This window comes from Niallia circulans, assembly GCF_003726095.1.
Taxonomy (GTDB): domain Bacteria; phylum Bacillota; class Bacilli; order Bacillales; family Cytobacillaceae; genus Niallia; species Niallia circulans_A.
Window position 1 is genome coordinate 1,890,083 of the sequence record NZ_CP026031.1, and the last position, 23,878, is coordinate 1,913,960.

Annotated in this window: 22 protein-coding genes; 2 read left to right on the forward strand and 20 right to left on the reverse strand. The window is 35.2% G+C overall.

The window, feature by feature from the left end; all coding sequences use genetic code 11:
• Window positions 1-8: 8 nt before the first annotated feature.
• The 10 genes from accB to C2I06_RS09160 form a co-directional block, all read right to left on the reverse strand.
• Complete coding sequence (accB, locus tag C2I06_RS09115; RefSeq protein ID WP_095332853.1) at window positions 9-482, reverse strand: acetyl-CoA carboxylase biotin carboxyl carrier protein; 474 nt, start codon at window positions 480-482, stop codon at window positions 9-11.
• A gap of 578 nt (window positions 483-1,060) precedes the next feature.
• Window positions 1,061-1,618, reverse strand: coding sequence for a SpoIIIAH-like family protein (locus C2I06_RS09120; RefSeq protein ID WP_123257907.1), 558 nt, complete (start codon window positions 1,616-1,618; stop codon window positions 1,061-1,063).
• A gap of 13 nt (window positions 1,619-1,631) precedes the next feature.
• Window positions 1,632-2,285 carry a stage III sporulation protein AG gene (gene spoIIIAG, locus C2I06_RS09125; RefSeq protein ID WP_123257908.1) on the reverse strand — a complete coding sequence of 218 codons (654 nt, stop codon included), beginning with the start codon at window positions 2,283-2,285 and terminating at the stop codon, window positions 1,632-1,634.
• The gene (gene spoIIIAF / locus C2I06_RS09130; RefSeq protein ID WP_123257909.1) at window positions 2,278-2,910 is read right to left on the reverse strand and encodes a stage III sporulation protein AF; all 633 of its coding nucleotides are present in this window, start codon (window positions 2,908-2,910) and stop codon (window positions 2,278-2,280) included. The genes spoIIIAG and spoIIIAF overlap by 8 nt, the downstream gene beginning before the upstream one ends.
• Before the next feature lie 15 nt (window positions 2,911-2,925).
• Entirely contained in the window at window positions 2,926-4,158 is a 1,233-nt protein-coding gene (spoIIIAE, locus tag C2I06_RS09135) for a stage III sporulation protein AE (protein ID WP_123257910.1), read from the reverse strand.
• Between the two features lie 32 nt (window positions 4,159-4,190).
• Window positions 4,191-4,586: a stage III sporulation protein AD gene (gene spoIIIAD / locus C2I06_RS09140; RefSeq protein WP_047941134.1), complete on the reverse strand. Its 396-nt coding sequence runs from the start codon at window positions 4,584-4,586 to the stop codon at window positions 4,191-4,193.
• Window positions 4,587-4,594: 8 nt separating this feature from the next.
• Window positions 4,595-4,801: a stage III sporulation protein AC gene (gene spoIIIAC / locus C2I06_RS09145; RefSeq protein WP_016204918.1), complete on the reverse strand. Its 207-nt coding sequence runs from the start codon at window positions 4,799-4,801 to the stop codon at window positions 4,595-4,597.
• A 17-nt stretch (window positions 4,802-4,818) separates the two neighbouring features.
• The gene (spoIIIAB, locus tag C2I06_RS09150; protein WP_095332843.1) at window positions 4,819-5,334 is read right to left on the reverse strand and encodes a stage III sporulation protein SpoIIIAB; all 516 of its coding nucleotides are present in this window, start codon (window positions 5,332-5,334) and stop codon (window positions 4,819-4,821) included.
• The gene (gene spoIIIAA, locus C2I06_RS09155; protein ID WP_095332841.1) at window positions 5,335-6,261 is read right to left on the reverse strand and encodes a stage III sporulation protein AA; all 927 of its coding nucleotides are present in this window, start codon (window positions 6,259-6,261) and stop codon (window positions 5,335-5,337) included. It lies immediately after the preceding gene.
• Window positions 6,262-6,975: 714 nt separating this feature from the next.
• Window positions 6,976-7,347, reverse strand: coding sequence for a VOC family protein (locus C2I06_RS09160; protein ID WP_123257911.1), 372 nt, complete (start codon window positions 7,345-7,347; stop codon window positions 6,976-6,978).
• A gap of 302 nt (window positions 7,348-7,649) precedes the next feature.
• Between C2I06_RS09160 and C2I06_RS09165 the strand changes: the two genes are divergently transcribed.
• Window positions 7,650-9,041: an alkaline phosphatase gene (locus C2I06_RS09165; RefSeq protein ID WP_123257912.1), complete on the forward strand. Its 1,392-nt coding sequence runs from the start codon at window positions 7,650-7,652 to the stop codon at window positions 9,039-9,041.
• A gap of 67 nt (window positions 9,042-9,108) precedes the next feature.
• On the forward strand, window positions 9,109-9,825 hold the full coding sequence (locus tag C2I06_RS09170) for a M23 family metallopeptidase (protein ID WP_123257913.1): 717 nt from the start codon (window positions 9,109-9,111) through the stop codon (window positions 9,823-9,825).
• A 108-nt stretch (window positions 9,826-9,933) separates the two neighbouring features.
• On the opposite strand, the gene C2I06_RS09175 is transcribed toward C2I06_RS09170, so the two are convergent.
• The 10 genes from C2I06_RS09175 to C2I06_RS09220 form a co-directional block, all read right to left on the reverse strand.
• On the reverse strand, window positions 9,934-11,397 hold the full coding sequence (locus C2I06_RS09175) for a glycoside hydrolase family 1 protein (RefSeq protein WP_123257914.1): 1,464 nt from the start codon (window positions 11,395-11,397) through the stop codon (window positions 9,934-9,936).
• A 39-nt stretch (window positions 11,398-11,436) separates the two neighbouring features.
• Window positions 11,437-13,743, reverse strand: a complete 2,307-nt coding sequence (gene yicI, locus C2I06_RS09180; RefSeq protein WP_123257915.1) for an alpha-xylosidase — start codon at window positions 13,741-13,743, stop codon at window positions 11,437-11,439.
• Window positions 13,730-14,644 carry an ROK family protein gene (locus tag C2I06_RS09185; protein ID WP_164463652.1) on the reverse strand — a complete coding sequence of 305 codons (915 nt, stop codon included), beginning with the start codon at window positions 14,642-14,644 and terminating at the stop codon, window positions 13,730-13,732. Before C2I06_RS09185 ends, yicI begins: the two co-directional genes overlap by 14 nt.
• A 130-nt stretch (window positions 14,645-14,774) precedes the next feature.
• Complete coding sequence (locus C2I06_RS09190; protein WP_123257917.1) at window positions 14,775-16,424, reverse strand: ABC transporter substrate-binding protein; 1,650 nt, start codon at window positions 16,422-16,424, stop codon at window positions 14,775-14,777.
• 46 nt (window positions 16,425-16,470) lie between these two features.
• A complete protein-coding gene (locus tag C2I06_RS09195) occupies window positions 16,471-17,385 on the reverse strand; it encodes a carbohydrate ABC transporter permease (RefSeq protein ID WP_095332820.1) in 915 nt (304 codons plus the stop codon).
• 10 nt (window positions 17,386-17,395) lie between these two features.
• The gene (locus C2I06_RS09200) at window positions 17,396-18,352 is read right to left on the reverse strand and encodes an ABC transporter permease (protein WP_095332819.1); all 957 of its coding nucleotides are present in this window, start codon (window positions 18,350-18,352) and stop codon (window positions 17,396-17,398) included.
• Window positions 18,353-18,637: 285 nt separating this feature from the next.
• Window positions 18,638-19,921: a DUF4340 domain-containing protein gene (locus C2I06_RS09205; protein ID WP_123257918.1), complete on the reverse strand. Its 1,284-nt coding sequence runs from the start codon at window positions 19,919-19,921 to the stop codon at window positions 18,638-18,640.
• Entirely contained in the window at window positions 19,918-20,688 is a 771-nt protein-coding gene (locus C2I06_RS09210; protein ID WP_123257919.1) for a DUF624 domain-containing protein, read from the reverse strand. Before C2I06_RS09210 ends, C2I06_RS09205 begins: the two co-directional genes overlap by 4 nt.
• Window positions 20,576-22,030, reverse strand: coding sequence for a response regulator transcription factor (locus C2I06_RS09215; protein WP_095332815.1), 1,455 nt, complete (start codon window positions 22,028-22,030; stop codon window positions 20,576-20,578). The genes C2I06_RS09210 and C2I06_RS09215 overlap by 113 nt, the downstream gene beginning before the upstream one ends.
• Before the next feature lie 12 nt (window positions 22,031-22,042).
• Window positions 22,043-23,809: a cache domain-containing sensor histidine kinase gene (locus tag C2I06_RS09220; RefSeq protein ID WP_123257920.1), complete on the reverse strand. Its 1,767-nt coding sequence runs from the start codon at window positions 23,807-23,809 to the stop codon at window positions 22,043-22,045.
• Window positions 23,810-23,878: the final 69 nt, after the last annotated feature.

Here is a 23,878-nt window from a genome sequence, read left to right on the forward strand (position 1 = left end):
CCTCTTTGTTACGCCTTTACTAGGAATAATGGTTCCCCGTACTCAACAAGTTCTCCATCTTTTACAAGGATTTCTACAATTTCGCCATCTACTTCTGCTGTAATTTCGTTAAATAGCTTCATCGCTTCTACGATACAAACAACAGAATCCTTTGTAACCTTATCCCCCACTTTTACAAATGAAGGAGAGTCTGGAGAGGCTGATTGATAAAAAGTTCCTACCATTGGAGAAGTAATTTTATGTAAGTTATCATCACTTGATTTAACAGGTGTGTCTGCAACTACACTTTCTACTGCTACCTCTTTTGTTGCTTTGGCTTCTTGTTGTTGAATGGTTTTTGTCACAACTGGAGCTTGTGCTACTATTTCCCCAACGTTCTTTTGAATTTCAACTTTCACACCATCTTGTTCATATAAAAAATTGCTAATAGTCGATTCATCTATTAATTTTATTAGTTCTTTTATTTCTGAAATCTTTAACATATAATTGCACCCCTTAAATCATTCTATTAGGACTAGATACTAATATCATACGATAAGACCTTATGATAATTCAATATGCATCTTTAAAACATGACTTTTTTGCTACTAAATCTTTTTTCAAATTTTTCTCAGAAAGCTAAATCTGTAGGAAATCATCTCTCTTTCTACCTACTTATCATACCACTATCTTTTTAAAATAACTAATTAAAGCTGACCAATTATCCGAAATCGCTTACTATTATATTTACTTTAAAAAAAGAGCAAAAATTAATTATCGTGAGGAGGAAAGCTTCTGAAAGAATATCGGAAGTTTTCCCCTCATAACCGTCGTTTTAAAATTCCATACTATTTTCTTAAATGAGACTGCTGCTCTTCGAATTATCTAATCTCACTTTCAAATACGCTTAACTGAATTTCTCCAAAGAGATAAGATATGTTGAGGAGAAAGCTTCATTATCTTCCTGCTACTCGTGCTGATCTATTTAAAAAACTGTAGTCACTTACTAGCAGTGATCTACAGTTTTAAACGTACTATTCGCTTTTCCCCTCTTCTTGTCCTTGCTGCTTCATATCTCTATTTATTTCGGATCAATTTTTACCGCAACATTTGCATTTGGTGCATCCATATTTTTGCGGACAAGCTGAACAATTTCATTGGCAGCATCTGCGGAAAGTTCTTCTGCTTTCACTGTTACTTTTACTGTGCCATCATCAGCAGTCTGAACAAGTACATCATCATAGTTTTCTGCTTTAATAAGGCTTTCCATTATCTTTTCATTATCTGTCATTTCTTGAAGTTCATTGATTTTTTCAGTAGCTTCATTTTTTTCTTCTGCTGTTTTATCTTTAGATCCTTGAATGCTTACTAACTCTTCTTTCATTTTGTCACGTTGTTCCATTAAATCTAGGCGCATTTGTTCAAATACTGCTTCAGAATCTGTAGTAGTAACTGTGCTTTCTCCTTTGCTATCTTTGGCTGCTTCTTCTGCATCATTGCTCTTTGCTTTATTATTATCTTCCTCTGTTGCTGCAAATTCATTTAATCGGGATTCCGGTGAAGTAATATAGTATACCGACAACACAACTACCAAGCTTAACATTGTTAACAACCATACCGTTTGCTTTTTTAATAACATCTATTCTTCCCCCTTAGTTTTGTTTAGGTTGTACAGAAACTCTATGACTAGGAACATCCAGCGCCCGAGTAACTGCTTCAACAATCATTGTTTTTACTTTTATATCTCCAGCTCCTTTTGCAACAACGAGAACTCCGGCTATTTTAGGTTTCATCGTCTCCACTACAATCGGAACTTGTTTATCTCCATTTGGTACTAATACAACTGTTTCTTCATTCGATGTTTCTTCCACATTTCGATTACCTCCCTGTGTATCCTTTTCTTCTGTTTTCTGGATCGTTTGGGATTGGTTTTTTTCATATACTTTCTTTTCTGATCCCTCTATATTTACATAGACAATTGCATCCTTAACCCCTGCTATCGCTGATATTGCTTCTTTAATTTCTTTTTTATATTGTTCTTCATAATCAGCAATAGTTAAATTACTACTATTGGCTTTTTGCCCAAATGTCTCTTCCGCCTCTTCAGAAGAAGCTTCATTATTATAAGCAGCGACTTCTTGAGCTTTATTATTGTCTTTAAAGAACATATTGCTTAACAGCATAATGGCGACTCCAAATAATACAACGATGACAATATAAGTGGTTTTCCCCTGTTTTTTTTCGTTTCCGTCATTTGACAGAATATTTTTCAACCAGCTTAATGGCCCTTTGTCCTTTTTATCCATTTTTCCCCTCCTCCCCTCCTTCGTACATAATTACAATTGCATCATTTCGCACTTCCCACTTTTCAGAAAGAAAGGAAATAATACTTTCTGTGTCCATTTGTTTTGTTTCCTTTTTATCAAGAAGAGGTTGCTGTGTATCAATTCGAACAGGGCTTACAGCTTCCACAACATTATTGGGATCCTGGCTTTCCTTCATATGAATAACCATTTCAGTTAGATTTGCAGGAAAGCCACCCTCCTTTTCTTTGTCAATTGATAATTGAATTGAATTAATCTCCATTCCGTAATTTGCTATCAACTCCTCATTTGCATCCTCTTTTAATTGGACAGCCATTTTATTTAATGTATATTCATCAAGTGAGGCTTGTATTTCTCTTTTTTTTAATTCAATGGAATTATTCATATTTTTTTGTTCAGGTTCACCCATTGCACTAGCTGAAAACACGGCTTCAAAGTCACTGGATATCAGCTTAAATACAGGTGTTAAAATGACGGTTATTAGGAGCAGGCCTGCGACCATCTTTGCATATTTCTGAAAAGTAGAGTTAGGCAATAGCATATCCACAACCGTTGCTAACAGTATAAAGAGAATAATATTTGTTACCCATTCTGTAATAAAATTCATTCTTTCGCCCCCTTTTTACCTAACCATCATCGTCAGATTACTGGCAACAATGATCACTGTAATGCTTAGAAAAAACATTAGGGATACAATTGCAAGTGCCGCAAAGACATAAATGACACTTTTACTAATAACATCTAAACATTTAATAACTGGCCCGCCGCCAATTGGCTGGAGAATGGCTGCTGCAAATTTATAGATAAAGGAAATCATTAAAATTTTTATGGCAGGAAATACTACGAGAAGAAGGAGAATAACAACTCCTGCGATTCCAACCGTGTTTTTTAATAATAATGAAGCATTAATGACCGTATCTGTTGCATCGGTAAACATCCGTCCAATCACCGGGATGAAATTACCAGTTACAAACTTAGCTGTTTTAATTGTAATTCCATCTGTGATTGCAGATGATGCTCCTTGCACAGAAATTACTCCTAAGAAGATTGTTAAGAAAATACCCAAAATCCCAATGCTAATATTACGCAGCAAATTGGCGAGCTGAGTAACTTTATATTGCTCGGACAAACTGCTCACAACATGAAGCAGGGTTGATAAGAATAATAGGGGCAGCACAATATATTCAATTAACATACCGCTTGTATTCATCAAAAATAAGATAACTGGATGAAAGAAGGCAGCAGATATGGCGCCGCCAGAGGCTGCCATAAGGGCAAGCAATAACGGGACAAAGGCTAATATAAAATGGGTCATTTTCGAAATAGCATCACTTGCATAAGTGATAGCAACATGGAAGCTATTTAATGCAAGAATTATTAAAACCATAAAGACAATCGCGTATGCTACCTTACTGATGGAGCTTTTCTCAAATGAATTCTGAAGCATTTGAAGCATGACACTAAAAATAGTCAGTAGAATTAACGAACCTAATAATTTGCCATTTACAATAATCTCGTGGAAAGCAAATTGAAGTATCCCATGGAAGAAGCCTTGTAAATCAAAGCTTTTATCCCCTGTCATAAAATCATATAGACTGCCTTTTTGACTTTCTGGCAGAAATCCACCATACTCTGTTTTGATGGAATCCCAAAAAGTTGTTAATTCATTAAGATCCAGAGATTCTAGTTGAGATTCAACTATTTTTGTGGGGTCCATTCCTTCTTCCTTTATTTCTTCTGCTGCTTCTGCTTCTTGTGAGTCTTGTGATTCATGAGGTGAGGCTTGTACAATCGGTTGATATAGAAAAAAGAGAGCTGCCATAACGAGTAGGACGACTTTCAACTTTGTTTTCAATTTTTTCACCTCGAAATAAGCGGTTTCCTAAGTTAATTGGGAATCATATTTAAAATAGTTTCTACTAAGACGGTTAAAATCGGAACAGCCATTGCCAATATCAATATCTTCCCTGCTAGTTCAATCTTAGATGCTATCGATCCTTGTCCAGCATCTTTTGTAATTTGCACAGCAAATTCTGCAATATAGGCAATACCAATTATTTTTAGAATCGTTTCGACATAAACGGTATTTACTTTTGCATTCAATGCTATCCTTTCCACCATTTGAATGATTGCAGCTATTTGGTCTACAAGAAAAAGAAAGATGGCACACCCGACAAAAACAACTAATAAAAAGGCGATATTTGGCTTTTGTTCTTTTACAACAAGTGCTAAAAATGTGGAAACAAGTGCAATTCCAACTATTTGAAGAATTTCAATGATGATATCCTCCCTTACCCTTGGAATAAAAATACTGCTTTAATTTTCTGGAATAAGTCATTTACAATATTCGCTACCATAAATAGAATGTAAATAAATCCAAATAATGTGACCCACTGTGCATATTCTTTTTTGCCGACTTGGTCGAGGATTGTGTGTAAAAAAGCAACAACGATTCCAACACCAGCGATTTTGAATATAATATCGACCTCTAAACCCATAAAAGTCTCCTCCTAAACTACATCAATAAAATGACAATCAGCAGACCCGAAAGAAATCCTAAGCTCCTTATCATTTTTTCATATTTCCCTTGTATTTCCCTTGCTTCCTCTTCTTCTCTTTCCAGATGGGTAAGTGTTAACATGATCTGCTTCTGCTGAGAAAAACGATCATGCCTTCCTAATGTTTCTCCAAATTGTTTCATAATTTCTAATTCTGAATCCTTCATCGCTGTTTTTTTCCAAATCTCATGCAAAGAGGCTGTCCATGCCTCTTTCACCGTTGTATCCTCTTTAAGCAAGCGTTCTGCAAAACCGGCAAAAAAGGAATGTAATGGTTCATTTAATTGTTCAGCTAAGCGTCTGCTTGCTTCATGCAAGGGGGTATGTCCATACATAATCTCCGCTTCCAAAGATTGCAGGGCAGATTTTAATGCGCGTATTTGCTTCGGTCTTTGACTTAATAGCTTGGAAAATTCCATTCCACCCCAGCTTGTAGAAGCAAGGATCAAGATTGCACCAATTATTTTAATCATTTATTTCACCTTCATTTCATCCATCAATAACTGGCCTTGTCCATTTTTTATCGCTGTTACAGTCCCAGGACCTTTCCTTCTATTTAATTCAATATATCGTTCGAATATGCCCATTTTTATCATGCTAGAAAGCATTGGTCGTTTTTTTACTTCTTCCAAGCTTGAACCATGTGTAGTCATTATTAATTGAATACCTGCATTCACTGCTTCTAGTATTGCTTCTTCATCCTCTTTCCGACCAACCTCATCCACTATGAGGACGTCTGGACTCATGGAGCGAATCATCATCATCATTCCTTCTGCTTTTGGACAAGCATCCAGTACATCTACACGAGGACCAAATGTCATTTGTGGAATACCATCCAAGCATCCGGCAATTTCAGACCGCTCATCCACAATTCCTACTTTTGCTGGTTTTATTAAAGAATTATCCGCATCCGAAGAAATCAATCTAGCAATATCTCTCAATAAAGTCGTTTTCCCGGTCTGCGGAGGACCAATAATCATCGTATGACGCCATTTCCCTTTATCATATAAATAAGGAATAAATGGATTTGCTATGCCAATTTGCTCCTTTGCAATTCGAATATTAAAAGATGCTACGTCCCTTATTGCCTTAACTTTGCTATCTTGTAAAATGACCTTGCCTGCTAGGCCAATCCGATGTCCACCTTGAACCGTGATATATCCTCTTTTCAATTCTTCTTCCATTGTATAAACGGAATACTGACTGATTTTATTCAATAATTGGTTTCCATCCTCTTTCGAAACAATAAACGGAAAAAAGATAGACCGTCCATTTATAAATACTTCTAAAGGTCTACCTATGCGTACTCGAATCTCTTCCATCCCTAATCTTTCTGATGGAGGGATTGTGAGAATAAGATTTTCGATTGCTTTAGGCAAAAAAGAATAGATAGTATTCACAATAGTTCCTCCTTAATGAAATTTCCTAGTTTAGATTGGCTGCTTTGTAATGACATATATAGGATGACTTATTAAAATGTATGCTTGTCTTCATTTTTTATGTCATCTCCCCATTAATTCAGCTATTTTTTCTGATTGTTTTTAGGAGAATGGTTGAGGTACAAGTATTCGAAGGTTGTTTTTTCAGGCAAAAAATATGGGAGTGGGACATAAGTATTTCAACCAAATCTAACCCCGAACAATTATACGTACACACTAAAAAAAATTCGTATAATTGTTTGTGTTTTTTTATTATTTTAAGAAAGAAGGTATGTGGTAATCACCCGCAGCCTGAATACACTTCGCTTTCCATGGGGCGAGCGTTCCTGCGGGGTCTTGGACTTTCTCGCAGCTCCCATAGGAGTCTCCGTGTATTCAGGCTGCTCCATTTAGTTTCTTTTGAAAAAAATGTTGGAACGAAATACTCTTTAAAAACGGAGTGAAATGGAGTGGAAGACACTCAACTCCTGCGGGAAATAGAGCAAAGCCTAAGACCCCACAGGCTTGCCGAGGAGGCTTAGGTTGCTCCCCGCGGAAAGGGAGTGTCTGTAACGCAATGGAACGAATTGGATTCACCACTAAATTAGATTGTTCGTCTTTATCTATTATTTATTTTGCTTTGTCCCACCCTCATCTTATTTCATTAAGGAAAAGATAATTTAATTTATGTTCATCTTACCAGTGGACTTGAAGCTTATTACCATTTGGGTCATAAAAATGGAAAAAGAAGTGACCATTGTCTTCCTTTATATCCTCTACCTTAACTTGATTGTCCATTAAGTGTTGATGAAACTCAGATAACTGTGGACTTGTAAAGCCAATGCTAAATTCTTCTTCATTATCAATTGTAAAATGTGCAAATGTTTCATCGTTGGTAGGAACTAAGATAAGTAAGAAAGGTCCTTCATTTACTTTTAAAATAGCAAGTTCCCCCGTATTGTTTAGTAACTGGAGCCCTAATACATCTCTATACCATCTTGCAGACAGTTCTAAATCTTTTACAGGAATTCTAATATAATGTACTTGTTCAATAAATGATTTACTCATAATCTTCTCTCCCTTTTTTTACTCCGATAAACTAAATAATTCCCTTTCTACCTACGTTTCTCCTTCTGATTATTGCAGTTTATCCCTACCTTGCAAGGAATTTCAGCTGATTTCCCAAGAGTAGACTCTCTTTATCATACATTCTGCCATTTATGCATTCTTTGGGAAAGAACGTCTATCCTAACCTCCACTACATACAAAAATCTGCTGACTTCAGACAATTGAGTTATACATGGTTAAAAAACCACTTTTTTTCAAATGCTATACCTAATTAAAAACCAAAAGTAGGGAGGGAAAAAAACATGAAAAAGCTGCTTCTCGTCTTTATTTCCATAAGTCTAAGTTTTGTTCTTGTTCTTTCCATGCAACCAAGAACAGAAAAGCCTGCTTTCAGTAAGGAACAAAAGAGGAAACCAAAGAATGTTATCTTGCTCATCGGCGATGGTATGGGAGTTGGACAAATGGAGATTGCTCGATTATTTGAACATGGAGCAAATGGGAGACTTTTTATAGAAACGCTTCCCCATACCGCCATTGTTCATACTTCATCTAGCAATAATCGGGTAACAGACTCTGCTGCCGGAGGGACAGCTCTTGCCATTGGAAGGAAAACAAATAATGGAATGATTGGTATTACAGCAGAAGGAAAAAATGTAGATAGTATTTTAGACAAATTTAAAAGAGATGGAAAAAAAACGGCCATCATCACAACAAATTCTGTTACAGATGCCACACCTGCCAGCTTTACCGCAAGCGTCAATAATAGATGGGCTGATCAGGAGGAAATTGCTAAACAACAATTGAGTAATAAGGTGGATATTATCATGGGAGGAGGCAAAAAATATTTTACTCATAAGGATAAACGGGGAACAGATCTTATAGATGCTTATAAAAAAGCTGGATATGATTTTCTAACAACTGCTGAGGAATTAGAAAAAACGAAGTCCCAAAAATGGCTTGGATTATTCGGTGATGCTCATTTGAATTTTCAACTTGATAGAAGTCATATCAAAACAACCGAACCAACATTAGAGGAAATGACGAAAAAGGGATTAGACGTGCTATCAAGTGAACAAAAAGGATTTTTTGCAATGATTGAAGGAGGTCGAATAGATCACGCCTCACATGCTTCTGATATAACTGGTATATGGAAAGAAACAGTTGCATTTGATGAAGTGGTTAAGTACTGTGTGGAATGGGCGAAGAAAAGAAACGATACATTGGTTGTTGTTGCAGCAGATCACGAAACAATGGGCATATCTGCTACAGAAGCGTTAGATATTAGTGGTTTAAAAAAGGTTTCAGCGTCCCCTCATTATATGGCTCAGCAATTAATAAAGAAAAAAACAAATAATGGCTATACGGCAAAAAGCATAAAGAAAGTTTTTAAAGACTATGCTGGAATAGACCTCAGGAAAGATGAGCTGCTTCAGCTGCAAATAAATCCGAAAGTAAATAACGGACAAGTATATCGAGAACAACAAATGGACTGGAAAATTGGCACTATTATCGCGAACCATTATCATGCAGGAATTGTAGATTCACTCACCCAGCAGCTTAGTTCAACAGGCGGCCATACAAGCAATATGATTGTTGTATTTGCAGTTGGGACAGGAGCAGAAGAATTTCATGGTGTTTTAGATAACACCGATATCCCTAGAAAAATTGCTGCGATTATGGGATATGCCTTCTAAGAAATAAAAAGGGAAAGTCCAACCAATTATAAGCACTTCATCATATGCTATCATGAGGTGATATGATATGTTTTCTAAACCAACTTCCGTGACATATATATCAAACGAATTTCGTGTAACTGGTAAAAACATGCATTTTGGGATAGATTTTGCCCACAATGGCGTCAATGCAATTAAAGCTTGTGCTGACGGGATTGTCAGCAGATCCTATTACTCGGCGAGTTACGGAGAATGCATTATGATTCTTCATAAAATATCTGGACAAGAATATGAAACAGTGTATGCGCATTTGAAAAGAGGATCTCGAAAAGTGAAGGTTGGCGATTATGTAAAAAAAGGACAAGTTATTGGCATTATGGGGAGTACAGGAGAATCAACAGGTCAGCATTTGCACTTTGAATTACACATTGGTCGTTGGAATATCAATAAATCTAACGCAGTCAATCCATTACCATATTTCGAATCAGATTCTAATACAACCCCCTCACGTAATACAGAATATATTGTAAAAAAAGGAGATACCCTGTATCAAATTAGCAGAAAATATGAGACAACAATTAAAGTTCTACGTGCTTTTAACCAGATAGAAAACCAAGATATCATCAATGTCGGACAAAAAATTAAAATACCATCCCAAAAGGCTGTCTATTATGTGGTGAAAAAAGGAGATACAGTCAGCCGAATAGCAAAAAATTTTCATACAAGTGCGGGAAAAATAAAGGAATGGAATCAATTGAAAAATGTAGACAAAATTTACCCTGGCCAAAAACTAAGAGTAGGATAATTTATATTTATCCTACTCTTAGACTGTAGACAAACTCTTATTTTTTGGAAATAGAAGTTTGAGTTAAGTATATTTATTAATTTCTTTAAAACAGGGGGTTGTTTTCCGCTATTTAATCGACATACCATTTTCTAAAATAAGCTGCTTATACCAATAATAGCTTTCTTTCGGTATCCTTCTTAAATCCTTTTCTTCATGCTCCGTTCTATTTACAAAAACAAAACCGTAACGTTTTTTATATCCATTCAACCAACTTAATAAATCAGTAAAGGACCATGCGCAATACCCGATAATGTCCACTCCATCTGTTATTGCTTTTTTCATTTCTATTATATGCTTTTTTAAATAATCAATACGGTAATGATCCTTTATGCGGCCATCCTCAGCGATTGTGTCAATAGCACCTAAGCCATTTTCAGTAATAAAAATTGGTAAATCATATCTTGCCTGTACTCTTCTTAATGCGATTCGAAAACCAATTGGATCTATTTCCCATCCCCAATCTGTCTTTTGCAAATATGGATTGTCGACTGCATTAAACATCGGAATCTCTGGAGATACTGCTTGGCCGCTTTTAGGCTGCATTAAATATGGATCAGTTCCTGAAAATTCTTTTTCGCCATTCTTGTCAGCAAGCTCCAGTCGATTTTGCTGTGCTGTACCACCATGGTAATAATTAATACCTAAAAAGTCTGGTTTAGCGGATTTTAATAAAATTTCATCTTCTTTCAAAACGGTGGGAGCAATTCCAAGTCTCTCTAGTTGTTTCTTGACAAACTTTGGATAAGTTCCTTTACAATATACATCTAGCCACCAATCATTGTTAAATGCCTCGCCATTTTCTGCAGCTAATACATTAGCTGGATCTGCATTTAAAGGGTACATCGGTCCATACCCAAAACTTGGTCCGATCTTTCCATTCGGTACTATTTCATGAAATAACTTAATTGCTTCCGCATTTGCAAGATTAATAATATGATTGGCTTCATACATTCTTTTTAAATCGGTAACCGCAGGTGGATGTATGGCCCATCGGTAACCAAGTGTGGTGAAAACATTTTGTTCATTCATGGATACCCAGTAAGTAACCTTTTTTCCCAATCTACGATATAACACTTCACAATATTTTTTAAAGGCTTTAATTGTTTCTCGAGACTCCCAGCCATTAAAGCGCTCCTGTAATGATAGTGGTAAATCCCAGTGATAAAGAGTGATAACCGGTTCAATCTTATTAACCAATAACTCATCTACTAATCTTTCATAAAATAATAAACCTGCTTCATTCACCTGACCGTCTCCATCTGGGATTACTCTGCTCCAAGAAATGCTAAAGCGATATGCCTTTAAACCCATTTCTACCATCAATCTCACATCATCCTTGTATAGATGATAATGATCGACGGCTACATCTCCAGTTGTTCCTTCATATGTTTTTCCTTTTATTTTAGAGAAAGTATCCCAAATAGACGGTCCTTTTCCATCAACATTCCAAGCTCCTTCAATTTGGTACGCAGCAGATGCAGCTCCCCATAGAAAATCGGCTGGAAAGTCATCCAATTGTTTATGGTACATAACTTCTGTCCCTTCCTTTTCCTTAACCCTTCTACTCGTTTAGCCAAGTGTCCATTTTTGTTTTGATGAAATAATCCGGGTGGAATTATTTTCTACCTTCACTTCTGGGGCTGGAGGAATATCCGTTACTCCATGTAAAATAATTTCATATTTATTTATGCCAGTAACCTCTATTTCATACCGCCCGTGCTTTTTCGATACCATGACATTCGCTTGTTTTTCCCCATCTTTGCTATATATTGCAGCTGAAAGGAGTTGGTTTTCATGTAAATCAAATACGTGAATCTTCGGCTTTTCCGTATAATCATATACTGCTTGTTCCTTGCAGCTTCCTTCGATAATAATGCTATTTGGGCGGACCAATAACGGCAGTGTAAAATAATCATACGATTGCTCATACCAATGACCACCTTCATATAATTCTCCTGTTAAATAATTGGTCCAAACACCTTTTATCTCTGGGACATAAAAATTAACTTTGCCGTCTTCTCTAAAAATTGGTGCTACTAATAGATTATCTCCGAGCATGTATTGACGATCTAAAGTATGAGTGGATATATCATCTGGGAACTCTAAAACCATTGGTCTCATCATAGGTATCCCTTTTTCTGCAGTATATATAGATTGAGCAATTAAATATGGCATTAAACTCAGTTTCAATTTTGTAAAGGTGCGTGTAACCTCCACTGCCTCTTCTCCATACATCCAAGGCACTTTATACTCCCAGCTTCCGTGATAGCGGCTGTGGGAAGATAATAAACCAAACTGCGTCCATCTTTTATAAATATCTGGCGTTGCTCCTGCCTCAAATCCTGAGATATCATGACTCCAATAACCAAAACCGCCAAGACCAAAAGATAACCCTGCCCGAAGCGTCTCAGCCATTGATGGATAATCAGAAGTATTATCCCCACCCCAATGTACCGGAAACTTTTGCGAACCAACGGATGCAGACCTGGCAAATACTACTGCTTCTTCTTTTCCGCGCACCTCTACTAAAAGGTTATAAACTACTTCGTTATACAAATAGGCATAGTAATTATGCATTCTTTCCGGATCAGACCCGTCATAATAAACGCAATCTATTGGTATTCGTTCGCCAAAGTCTGTCTTAAAAGAGTCGACTCCCATATCAAGCAAAGAGGTTAACTGGGACTGATACCACTTCACAGCCGCAGGATTGGTAAAATCCACAATTGCCATTCCTGCTTGCCACTTATCCCATTGCCAAATATCACCATTAGCTTTTGTTAAGAAGTAGCCTTTTGCCATCCCTTCATCAAATAAAGGTGACTTTTGGCCAATATACGGATTAATCCACACACAGATTTTTAATCCTTTCGCTTTTAACCTCGCTAACATCTTTTCAGGTTCTGGAAAGATATCTTGATCCCAAGTAAAATTACACCATTCATATTCTTTCATCCATAAACAATCAAAATGAAAAACTTCTAAAGGAATATCATGCTCTGCCATTCCATCAACAAAAGAAGTAACTGTTTTCTCATCATAATCAGTTAAAAAGGAAGTGCTTAACCAAAGACCAAAGGACCATGCGGGTGGCATTGATGGTTTCCCTGTCAAGTCAGTATAATTTTCTAACACTTGCTTTAGATCTCCGCCACCAATAACATAATATTCCATCATTTCACCAGGTACGCTAAATTGCACCTTCGAAACCTTTTCACTTCCAATTTCAAAACTAGCTTTGCCTGGAGTATTCACAAATACACCATACCGATTGTTGCTTACGTAGAATGGAATATTTTTATATGCCTGTTCCGTACCAGTCCCACCATCCGCATTCCAAATATCGACTGTTTGCCCGTTTTTCACAAAATGGGTAAACCGTTCCCCTAAACCATAAATGTTCTCTCCTACACCAATAGACAATTGTTCGCTGATATGGTAATCTCCCTGTGGATCTTTAATATATCCTTTACTTCTCGGATTGCTTTCTGTAAGAATTCGTCCCTTATATTTAAAAGTAATCGTAAAGGTTTCTCCCTTTGTCACAATGGCACTTAAATCCCCGGCAACAAAAGAATAGGTAGATTCCGATTCTGAAATATCTGGAACAATTTCTTTTTTATTGATAACAAAATGCGGCTCAAGCTTTTTTGTTCCTTTATAATGGTACATTCTGACACCAATTATATCTGGATGTGGAGTGAATAGTTCAACAGTCATCATCCCTCCATCTAATGTTGCCCCTTTATGATTTATATAGGAAAAAGGAGCATATAAAGTTAAGATATTTTTTGATTGTCTTGTTGAATACACATGTGTAGCATAGTTCACTTCAAAACCGTCTTTAACTAACCATCCGCCATTAAGAAATTTCATTCCTTTCACACTCCCCTTGCTTTAAATGGTTTTCAACTAAAATATATGCCCCCCATAAGCCCGAATCATTATAATGCTTACATATTTGTACAGGTACCATGAAATCTTGCCAGTATGGTATTGTGTTTAATGCCTCGTTTATATAAGGATATAGTGCAGGATTTTGACTTACGCCGCCTCCAATTAGGACCTTTTCGGGATTGAAAATAACGACAGAATTAAATATCGCTACTGCAACGTACTTGCACCACTCTCTAATTATCTCTTTTACTTTATGATCTGTTGCTAAAGAAAATATTTCTTCACCAGCTATTTCCGCTTCAGGCGGGAGTCCATATTTTTCCTTATAAAGGCTAATAAGTGCGCTTGTGGATGCTAACTCATGAAGTGTTTTATTTGGGAATCTCCCATAATCTGTAAGCATCATGCCTAATTCACCAGCTCGATAAGAGTGGCCCTTTATTGTTTGGTTCTGATAGTAAATCGCGCCACCAACTCCAGTCCCCAGTGTTAAGAGAATAAAGTCATTATTATCGATTGCTGCACCGTTATACTTTTCTGCTAGCGCGGCGCAATTCGCATCATTTTCTATATAGATTGGACAATCTATTGTTAATCTTTTCTTTAATTCGTTTACTATATCTACTCCATTAATAGAAGTAATTGCACCTGCTAGAAGAGGAACTCCATTGACTGAATCTATAAATCCAGGAAAGCTTATACCTATCCCTTTAATAGATGCTAATAGGCTCAAATCTACTATTTTTGCAGTCAAACTAGATAGAAAACTTTCTTTGTCATGTCTATCTGTTTTGAATTTGCCCTTTTGGACAATGTTAGAGCGTTCAATTAGTCCATATTTCACAAATGTTCCACCTACATCAAAACTTATCACAGCCATAACCAATCTCCCCTTAAAGGGATGAAACATTAGAAAGATAGGAAAAACTATTCTGCTTTGTTCCAACAGAGTCGTTTTAAGAAGAAATAGTTTTTATTTCCTCAGATGTTTCACCCAAAAAAGTAAATCTTTAATTCTCCCATAACTCCATTCGATCTTTTACTAATCCAGTCATATCCGAACTAGCTTTATCAATCCCCATCTCCTTTAATTTTGTTTGCATTTCTGACCATTTCTGTTCAAACTCACTTGGAGGGGAAATGATAATATCAGTAATTGCTTGTGTTGTGTAGTCGTCTGCCTTTTGTTGAATCACTGTCAAATCACTGCTTGCTGGAATAGCTATTTCATAAGCACGACCATGCTTTGTCTGACCTAGTTCATCTGGAGATGGGAAGAAGTCTGCCCACACTTCATGACCATAACTACTTATAACCTCTTTTTCTTCCTCCGTATAATTCGACATGGCTAATTCTTTCGTATCAGACCTTGATATTGGTTGCCCAGTGGAGTCAACTGCTCCTGTTCCCCATTGTGGAAACGGGTAAATATAGTTCCCGACTCCTGTTTTAAGGGAATAATTAGGATCTGTTTGCGATTCTTTAATATCGGTCGCAACACGTTTTCCATCCTTGATTTCATAGTTTTCTCCTTCTATCCCCCAGTTAACTAAGATTTGTGCTTCTTCTGACGCCATCCAGTCTAAAAATCCAAAAGCCTTTTCTTGTTGTTTACTTGTAGAGGAAATGGAAACACCAACCGTGCCTGTATATCCATAGTCTTTTGTATCTGGCTGTAAAATACCTTCTTCTAATGTCACAGGAAGTGGTGCATAAGTTCTCCACGACTGTCCATCTGCTTTAAGAGCCGCAATTCCATCATTTATATCCCAGTTTTGATCCGCTAAACCTATGACACGGCCCGAAGATATTTTTGCAATGTATGTGTCATATTTTTGAGTAAAACTCTCTGGATCTACTAATCCTTCATCATACATATGGTTGAGCCATTTAAAGTACTCTTTTACTTTCTCATCTTGGAATTTATATCTTGTCTCGCCTGTACTTTCATCCACCAGCCATTGCCCATCATCCTGATATCCAGATGCATATCCTGCTGGGTTTCCTACTGTAATGAGCCATCTCCAGTCACTACCTAATAAAGATAAGCCAATCGTATCTTGTCCATTGATTTGCGGATACTTTTCTTTATAAGCTTTTAAAGCATTCTCGTAATCTTCTAAAGTTTTAATCTCTGGATAGCCTAATTCTTTTAATACTTCTAATTGTATTTTAAATGTTCCGCTAGGATTTAATACTGTATTCGTCATGCCGCCTGTACCCACATGGTAAATCTGCGGATCTTCTGTATTGTTCTTTAGGCGGACTAGTTGATCACCATACAGAGCTTTCAAATTATCCCCCTTGTCTTCAATCAGTTCATCTAATGGGATAACAGCTCCAGCATCAATTAATTTATTAAGATCGCCTTTGCCAAAAATTAAGTCAGGATAATCGCCGCTAGCAATCATTAAAGGAACTGCTTGTGTATCGCCACCAACCGGATGAGAAATTTCTAATTTTACCCCTGTTTTTTTGGTAATTTCTTTAGCAACCGGATTATCAAATTTGTCATCCTTCGTTAAATCCGCACTAAAAAACGTTAAGGTTGTTATGTCTCCATCTTTCTCTTTTTCTGAATCAACAGCTTTATTACAAGCTGCAAGTAACAGACTTGCCGATAACACCGAACCTGCCATTATCATTTTCTTCCATTTCATAAAAAAATCCCTCCTAATAATAAGCAAAATAGGCTAACCTAGCTGATTAATTTTTCACTGCTCCTAATGTTAATCCTGAAACAAAATATTTTTGCAGAAATGGATATACTAGCAATATTGGTACAGTAGCAATAATAGTGATTGCCATCTTAATAGATTCTGGAGTAGTTTTTCCTGCATTTAATTGCTCCATAGCTGAATTACTGACATTTCCCGTTGATTGTGCACTAGCATTGTCTAAAATCTTCATTAATTCATATTGTAGTGTTGTTAGATTAACATTCCCCCTCGCATATAAATAGGTATCGAACCAGCTATTCCATTGACCAACAGCGATAAAAAGAGCTATTGTGGCAATCGCTGGAATGCATAACGGCATAATAATCTTGTAAAATATAACAAAGTCATTTGCTCCGTCTATTTTTGCTGATTCTTCCAGTGCATCTGGTAAACTATCAATAAAGGATCTTATAACGATTACATTAAAAGCACTTAGTAATGCTGGAATAATATAGACAGCAAAACTGTTAATCAATCCTAAATTGCGAATTAAAATATATCCAGGGATTAGTCCGCCGCTGACATACATCGTAACGATCAATAATGTTGTAAGATGTTTTCGAAAGATGAAGTCTTTTCGGCTAATGACATAAGCCATCACACATGTACATAAAACTCCTGCTATAGTACCAATGACTGTTCTTAAAACAGAATTGGTAAAGGCTAACAGCAGTTGATCATTATTGCTGAAGATTTCTATATAGTTTGCAAAAGTAAATTCCCTTGGCAAAATGCGCAATCCACCTTTAGCTGTATCCACTGAATCATTTAATGAAATAGCTAGAACATTTAAAAATGGATAGAGTGTGGCGATAATGATGATAATCATTATTGCTCCAATGACTAAATCAAAGCCAGTAGGTCGATTTATGCTCTTTTTCTTCCTGAATAAATTTGTCATTTTAGCCTCCTTACATAAGTCCGCCATTTCCTGATTTTTTGGCAATATTATTAAATATAAAGATAAGAATAATACTAACGACTGATTTAAAAATTCCTATTGCTGTACCATAGGAATATCTAAACATACCAATACCGTAATCAAGAGCATACTTGTCCAGTACAAGCGCTTTATCTGCTACGATATTATTTCCAAGCAGCATTTGTTTTTCAAATCCAATATTAATAAGATTGCCAATACTCAAAATTAGTAATATAAGGATAATAGGTTTGATAGATGGAAGTGTAATGTGGATCATTTGTTTAAAGCGACTTGCTCCATCTACCCAAGCTGCTTCATACATTTCTTTATCGATACTCACCATTGCGGCGAGATAAATAATGGCATTCCACCCCATCTCTTTCCAAACATCAGAGAATGTGACAATATACCAAAACTTATTGGGATCACTCATAAATTGTATTGGGGTATCAATGATATGGAGGGACAATAATAATTCATTCAATGCTCCATTTGTTGAAAGCATGGTAGTTACAATGTTTGCTACAATTACCCACGATACAAAATGCGGAAGATATGATACGGTCTGTGTAAATTTCTTAAATCTTGTGAATCGCAGCTCATTTAATAAGAGAGCCAAAGCAATTGAGCTTGCGGTTCCAAAAACAATTCCTAATCCACCCATACCCAATGTATTAATTAATGCCCGATAAAATAATTCATCCTCAAACAGCGCTTTAAAATGCTTGAGACCAACCCATGGAGATTCTAGTACTCCTAATGCTGGCTTATAATCTTGAAAAGCCATAATCCATCCAAAAAGAGGTAGATAACAAAAAATGATAAGCCAAATTACCAAGGGTAGTGCCATGATGATAAGTACTTTTTGATCTTTCAGCTTTTTCCAGGTTATTTTTTTCTCCTTTTGGGGCTTTTTTTCTTGCTTAACAAGAGGTGCTATCTCCATCTCTCCCCACTCCCTATCTAAAGTAACTTCTTTATAAATAAAGTATAATTGGATACGCTTTCATTTTTAATAGTAATTCTTAGTGTAGTAAGTAGTAAAAAATAGTGTTTTGAAAGCGTTTAATTTATTGATATATTCTTTAAAATAAACCCAAAGTGCTCATGGCTGAATGAGCACTTTGATAAGATGCAAATTTATCTTCTAGAAGTACTGCTACCAATTTGTCTATTGGATATATTTCTAAACTACCTTATATGAAAGAATTTCAGCCATCTAATTGCTCGATTAATCAAATTCATTAACTTGCTTAAGCATCGTTACTAATTGGTCTTTTTTGATAACAAAATCAATATTGCCATTCTCTTTAATAGCAAACATGTTATTATTTGTTTTCAAAGGATAAAATTCTAGTTTTCGACTATGTTCTCTTCCGTCAGACGCAAACTCATACGCCATTTTCAAATAAGGTTTCTTTTCTAATGCTTCTCCTTTATATTCCTTATTTGCAGATAGTACAGCAATATATTGATATAAATTTCGAAAGTCTGCTTCATCTATATTGCTATTATTCAATTGAAAGGTAGAAATAATCTTATCTGATGTACTATTAAGTCGATGGATAGCAGTTATCTGCTCTGATTGTTTGCCTTCAATTGTCCACTTGTTCAAAGCATCTGCCATAATAAGGCACAGAAACTTATCGATAATAGAAAAAGGGCGATTTACTAAATTTTCGATTTGCCCTTTTGGAACGACAAACAAATTTTTTTCTTTATTAACGGTAGCATAGTATTGATTATTTTCATCCTTTAACAATTTTAAAGTATATTCCTTGCCCTCTTCTTGAATAATAATCTCCTTCCAATTGATCAGCTTACTTTGATCGATTTCATTTGATGGATCTGATACTTTTAAATGTGTAAGTGTAGATAAGATTTCATCCATTTTTTTGTATTCCACTGAATAGTCGTGTGAATAATAGTCATGAAGAAACCATCCACTTATAAAGGGGGCCTTTTCTACAGATGAATAATCAGTTTGTTTACTCAAGGAATAATGATCTCGCTCTCCCCGAAATTCAATTTTTTTTATCTGATCTGCTTCTAGCGGAAATGCCTTCTTTTCCGAAAAAATGACCGGCGAATAGTATTTCACAAGATTTGGAACATTATAAAGCTGATAAGTTTGGTTTTGTCTCACTAAATAATATTGATTTTTCTTTTTATATAACTTCATTTGTGATTGATCTGCTGCCACCTCGAATAATAAATCCATTTCATTCTGCTCTTTCACTTTATCTCCTCTCATATTTGAAAAAGCTAGCACAAATTGATTTGCCATATCATCTTGGAAAGTCTGTTCCTTTACAGTCCAATCACTTCCTTCTTTGCTGAGTTTTATCGAACTGTCCTGTTGTTTAATATGCAACTCACTTGCCTGCTCGATGTTTTTTAAGTTTATGCTGCTTTGTTTGGGAGAAGCATGTTCACTTTCCTGATTGCAACTTACCAACAGACACATTACGAAAAGGATAAAAATATATAGATAGTTTTTTGGACTGGTTTTCATTTTTTTAACTCCTTCTCTAGCTGATACAGCACCGGATTTGTATAATACATTAAAATAAAGCCGAACAGGCTAAAAGCAAATAAAAAGGATACAGCGGGGACATAGTAAAAAAAAACAATAAGAATAACAGAAGTGGACAAGTGTAAAAATGCTTTTCCTGGAAATCGCAACAATATAAATGGTCCTGCTTTTAATAGTGTTTTCATATTACTTTCAAATCGGCTTAATACACTAAGACCAATACTTGTGGTGATAAAGACGATTGCTAAAAGAATAGCAACTACACAAGCCAGTATTAAATTATTTTTTTGTAGTATATAAAAAAAATCAATAAATAAGATAAAAAGGATGGTTAACTGTATAAACCAATAAATAAAACTGAGTTTAAAATTTGTTTTATAATCCATGAAAAAATCTCTTACTGGAGTGATACTTCCTTCTCTTAACAATCGTCCGTTAGTTGAGAAAAGGGCAGTGAGACTTGCTCCCATAGGGAGAAGTGATATATAAAACAGCATAATATTTTCTAGGGAAAATGGAAAAAGTAGTAAAGCAGTAAAGAATAATATATTACTGAATACAAAACATAGATTCAAAAGAAAGAAAGTGGATATGTAATTTAGAATATGATAAAGCTGCCTACTGTTCATCGCTTCACCCATTGCCTTGTAATTTTCGGTATTCATTTGGTGACATGCCACAGTGTCGCTTAAACTTTTTATAAAAATAGTCCAAATTAGCATAACCTGTTCTTTCTGCAATCTCATAAATCATCAAATTAGAATCTTTTAGTAGTTGTTTTGCTTTGCCCATTCGTATTTCATCTAAATATTGAGAATAGCTTTTTCCTGTTTCTTTTTTGAATTTCTTGCCGATGTAAGCGTTGTTATAATTAAAGTGCTCTGATATAATTTTTAGATTTAAATCTTCCTTATAGTGTTTTTGTGTATATCTTTCTATTTCTTGGATCGTATTAATTCTATTAAAGCTTTCATTCACAATTTGCTGTAACACACGATAACTATTTTCCATTTCCTTCATTAACTGTTCCATCGTCCTACTTCTTGCAATACTCCTTTCAGCAGTATTCGCCACTTCCTGCAAGCGCTCTCTATCTGTTGGGTTAATAGTATCTATCACGTTATTTACAACACTTTGTAACTCCTTACTGACATTCCATTTGATTTCATTTTCATGGAGGGGATGATAACGGAAGTTTTCCTTATATTTAAATAAAGAATTTGCAAGATCTCCATCATACAAAATATCCTTTAACAGCTGCTCTGGTATATTTCCTGTAAAATGAGTTTTAGCTTGTAAACTTTTTATCCTTTCATTTGAAATAACCCCTAAGTTGGCATAAGAAAAGGTAATATCCTTTAACTTTCTTATCTCTTTATATAGCTGCTTCAAATGACTGCTTTTATTTTGCCATGAAGACTGAAGTATAACTTCACCTTCTTGACTGGCTATAGACAGTAGTTCCTTTTCCACGGTATCTAAATCAAAATCATCTAAAATTAGCGTCAAAGCATACGTATAATCATCGTGTGTGAATAAATAGCAAAGAACGTTTTTATTCTCCCTTATTCTTGTCTGAAATTCCCTTGCTATTGATTGGTTTGGAAAACGAATTAAACAAGCTAAACGATATTCAAGCGTACAGGGCTTAAAATCTCCTTCAAAAATATTTTTCCTTAGAAGATTGTAGATATCATTATTCGTCCCTTTCTGTTTATCTACTTCTTTGCGTATCCCTAACAATATATCTGTTAATTCATCTTCATCTATTGGTTTTAACAAATATGATACTGTTCCTAAGCGAATGGCTTTTTGAGCATAAGTAAATTCTGAATATCCTGATAGAATAATAGAATAAAAAGTTTCTCCTCTCTTTTGGGCAGTCTGTATCATTTCTAACCCGTCCATCTCAGGCATTCGTATATCTGTTATTACTAAATCAGGCTGGTATTCATTAATTAGTTTTATTCCTTCTTTCCCATTTTGAGCAGCACCAACAATTTCAAATCCATATTCCTGCCAATCAATAATATAAGGAAGTCCCTCTCTAATTACCGGCTCGTCATCAACAATTAGTACTTTCTTCATTTTATACGCCCCCTATGCTTTTATTGGGATGGTAACTTTAACAATCGTTCCCTTCCCTTCTGTACTAGTTATTGTTAGTCCGTATTTTTTTCCATACATTCTTTTTATTCTTTCGTTCACATTATTCAAGCCAATGCGGTTTCCTATTTTCTCTTTATGTAATATTTGTTGAATTTCGATTAATTTTTCTTTCGATATGCCTTTGCCATCATCTTGAATAAAAATATGAATAGCTTCTTCCATTTGCACAATATTTATTAGAATAAGTCCACTTTCTACTTTTTCTTCAATCCCATGCACAAATGCATTTTCAACAATAGGCTGCAAGATAAGGGGAAGAATATTATATTGTGCTGTATTTACATCTGATGTAATTTCATATCTAATTCTATTTCCAAAGCGAAGCTGCTGAATTCGCAGATAAAGCAGTAAAAAATCAATTTCCTCACTTAATTTCACATATTTCTGCTGATTATTTTCAAGGGATCTTCTTAATAGTTTGCTTAAAATTTTTACACTTTCCGATACTTCTTTATCCTTATTCTTTAATGCTCTCATCCGTATCATTTCTAATGTATTATAAAGAAAGTGTGGATTAATTTGACTCGCCAATAATTTAAATTCCGATTCCTTCTGCTGCAGCTGCCAGCTTTTTTCTTGTAATTGATGCTGATAATTTTTATGCAATAGATCTCTTAGGCTTTCCATTGTTGTATAAAGCTGAATATAGATATCTCTTATTTCATCATTGCCATCAATCGTTATCGGAATATCAAAATCACCGTTTGCCACTTTATGCATAGAAACTTTTAATTGTAATATCCTTCTATCCATAGAACTTGTATATCTTTTAATAACAAATAATACTAGTAACATAACAAGACTAATAATTGTATAGCTCTTTATCATTATTTTATTTACTTCGTTCAATATTTCTTGATTATTCATTACTGTCACTACTTGAAAATGATTCGTAATGGACTTAGGCAAATCTAACATTTGCCCATAAAATATAAATGGTTTTGTTTCTTTCATTTCAATGGAATATGTCTCCCCAACATTTATTGGGTGATTTTTCATTTTGTTTTGCAATTGTTTTGTTAAGTAGTTTTTCGGTGTATGGTTTGTATATTGAAAATTCGTTAGCTCTTTATCTAATAGTAAAGCGTTATCAATTGTTGCCGAATTTAATATATCCATTAACGATAACTCATCCACATAAATGGCAAGAATACCAAGAAACTGATTTTCCAAGTTATACACACTTCTGACTAATGCCAAAAAAGGTTTCTCTGTTACTGGGTCTACTAGATTACACCAATAAATCTTTCCTTTTCCCTCTAGAGCCATTTCATACCAATTCATCTCTTTTATTTGTTCATCAGCAAAAACGAAGTTCGAATTGGTCATAAATGATTTATTATTTACAAAAAATCGAATATTAGCTAAATTACTATGATACCTAAGAAAATAATCAAATAAAGTGAATTCATTATACCCTTCAATCATTTCTTTTGGATTGGCATACCTTTTTGTTACAAGCTCTTCCAAGCCTTCATCCTGATATATCCAATCTGATATTTGGATAATGGAAGTGAAATTATCTTCTAGCCCCTTCCTTACTCTTTCGGTTTCAACTAGTATATCTCTTTCTCGAGACTTAATCATATCCTGCCTTATATTTATCGTTAAATAAATCCCTACAATAAATATTGGGATAACTACACTTAAGAACATAAGCATCAATCTTCTTTTTATAGGTATAAATTTACTACGCATCTTTCATCGCCTCTCTACTTAGACAGCACTATTTTTAGATGAAGACGATATCTGTGTCTAATTCGTTAT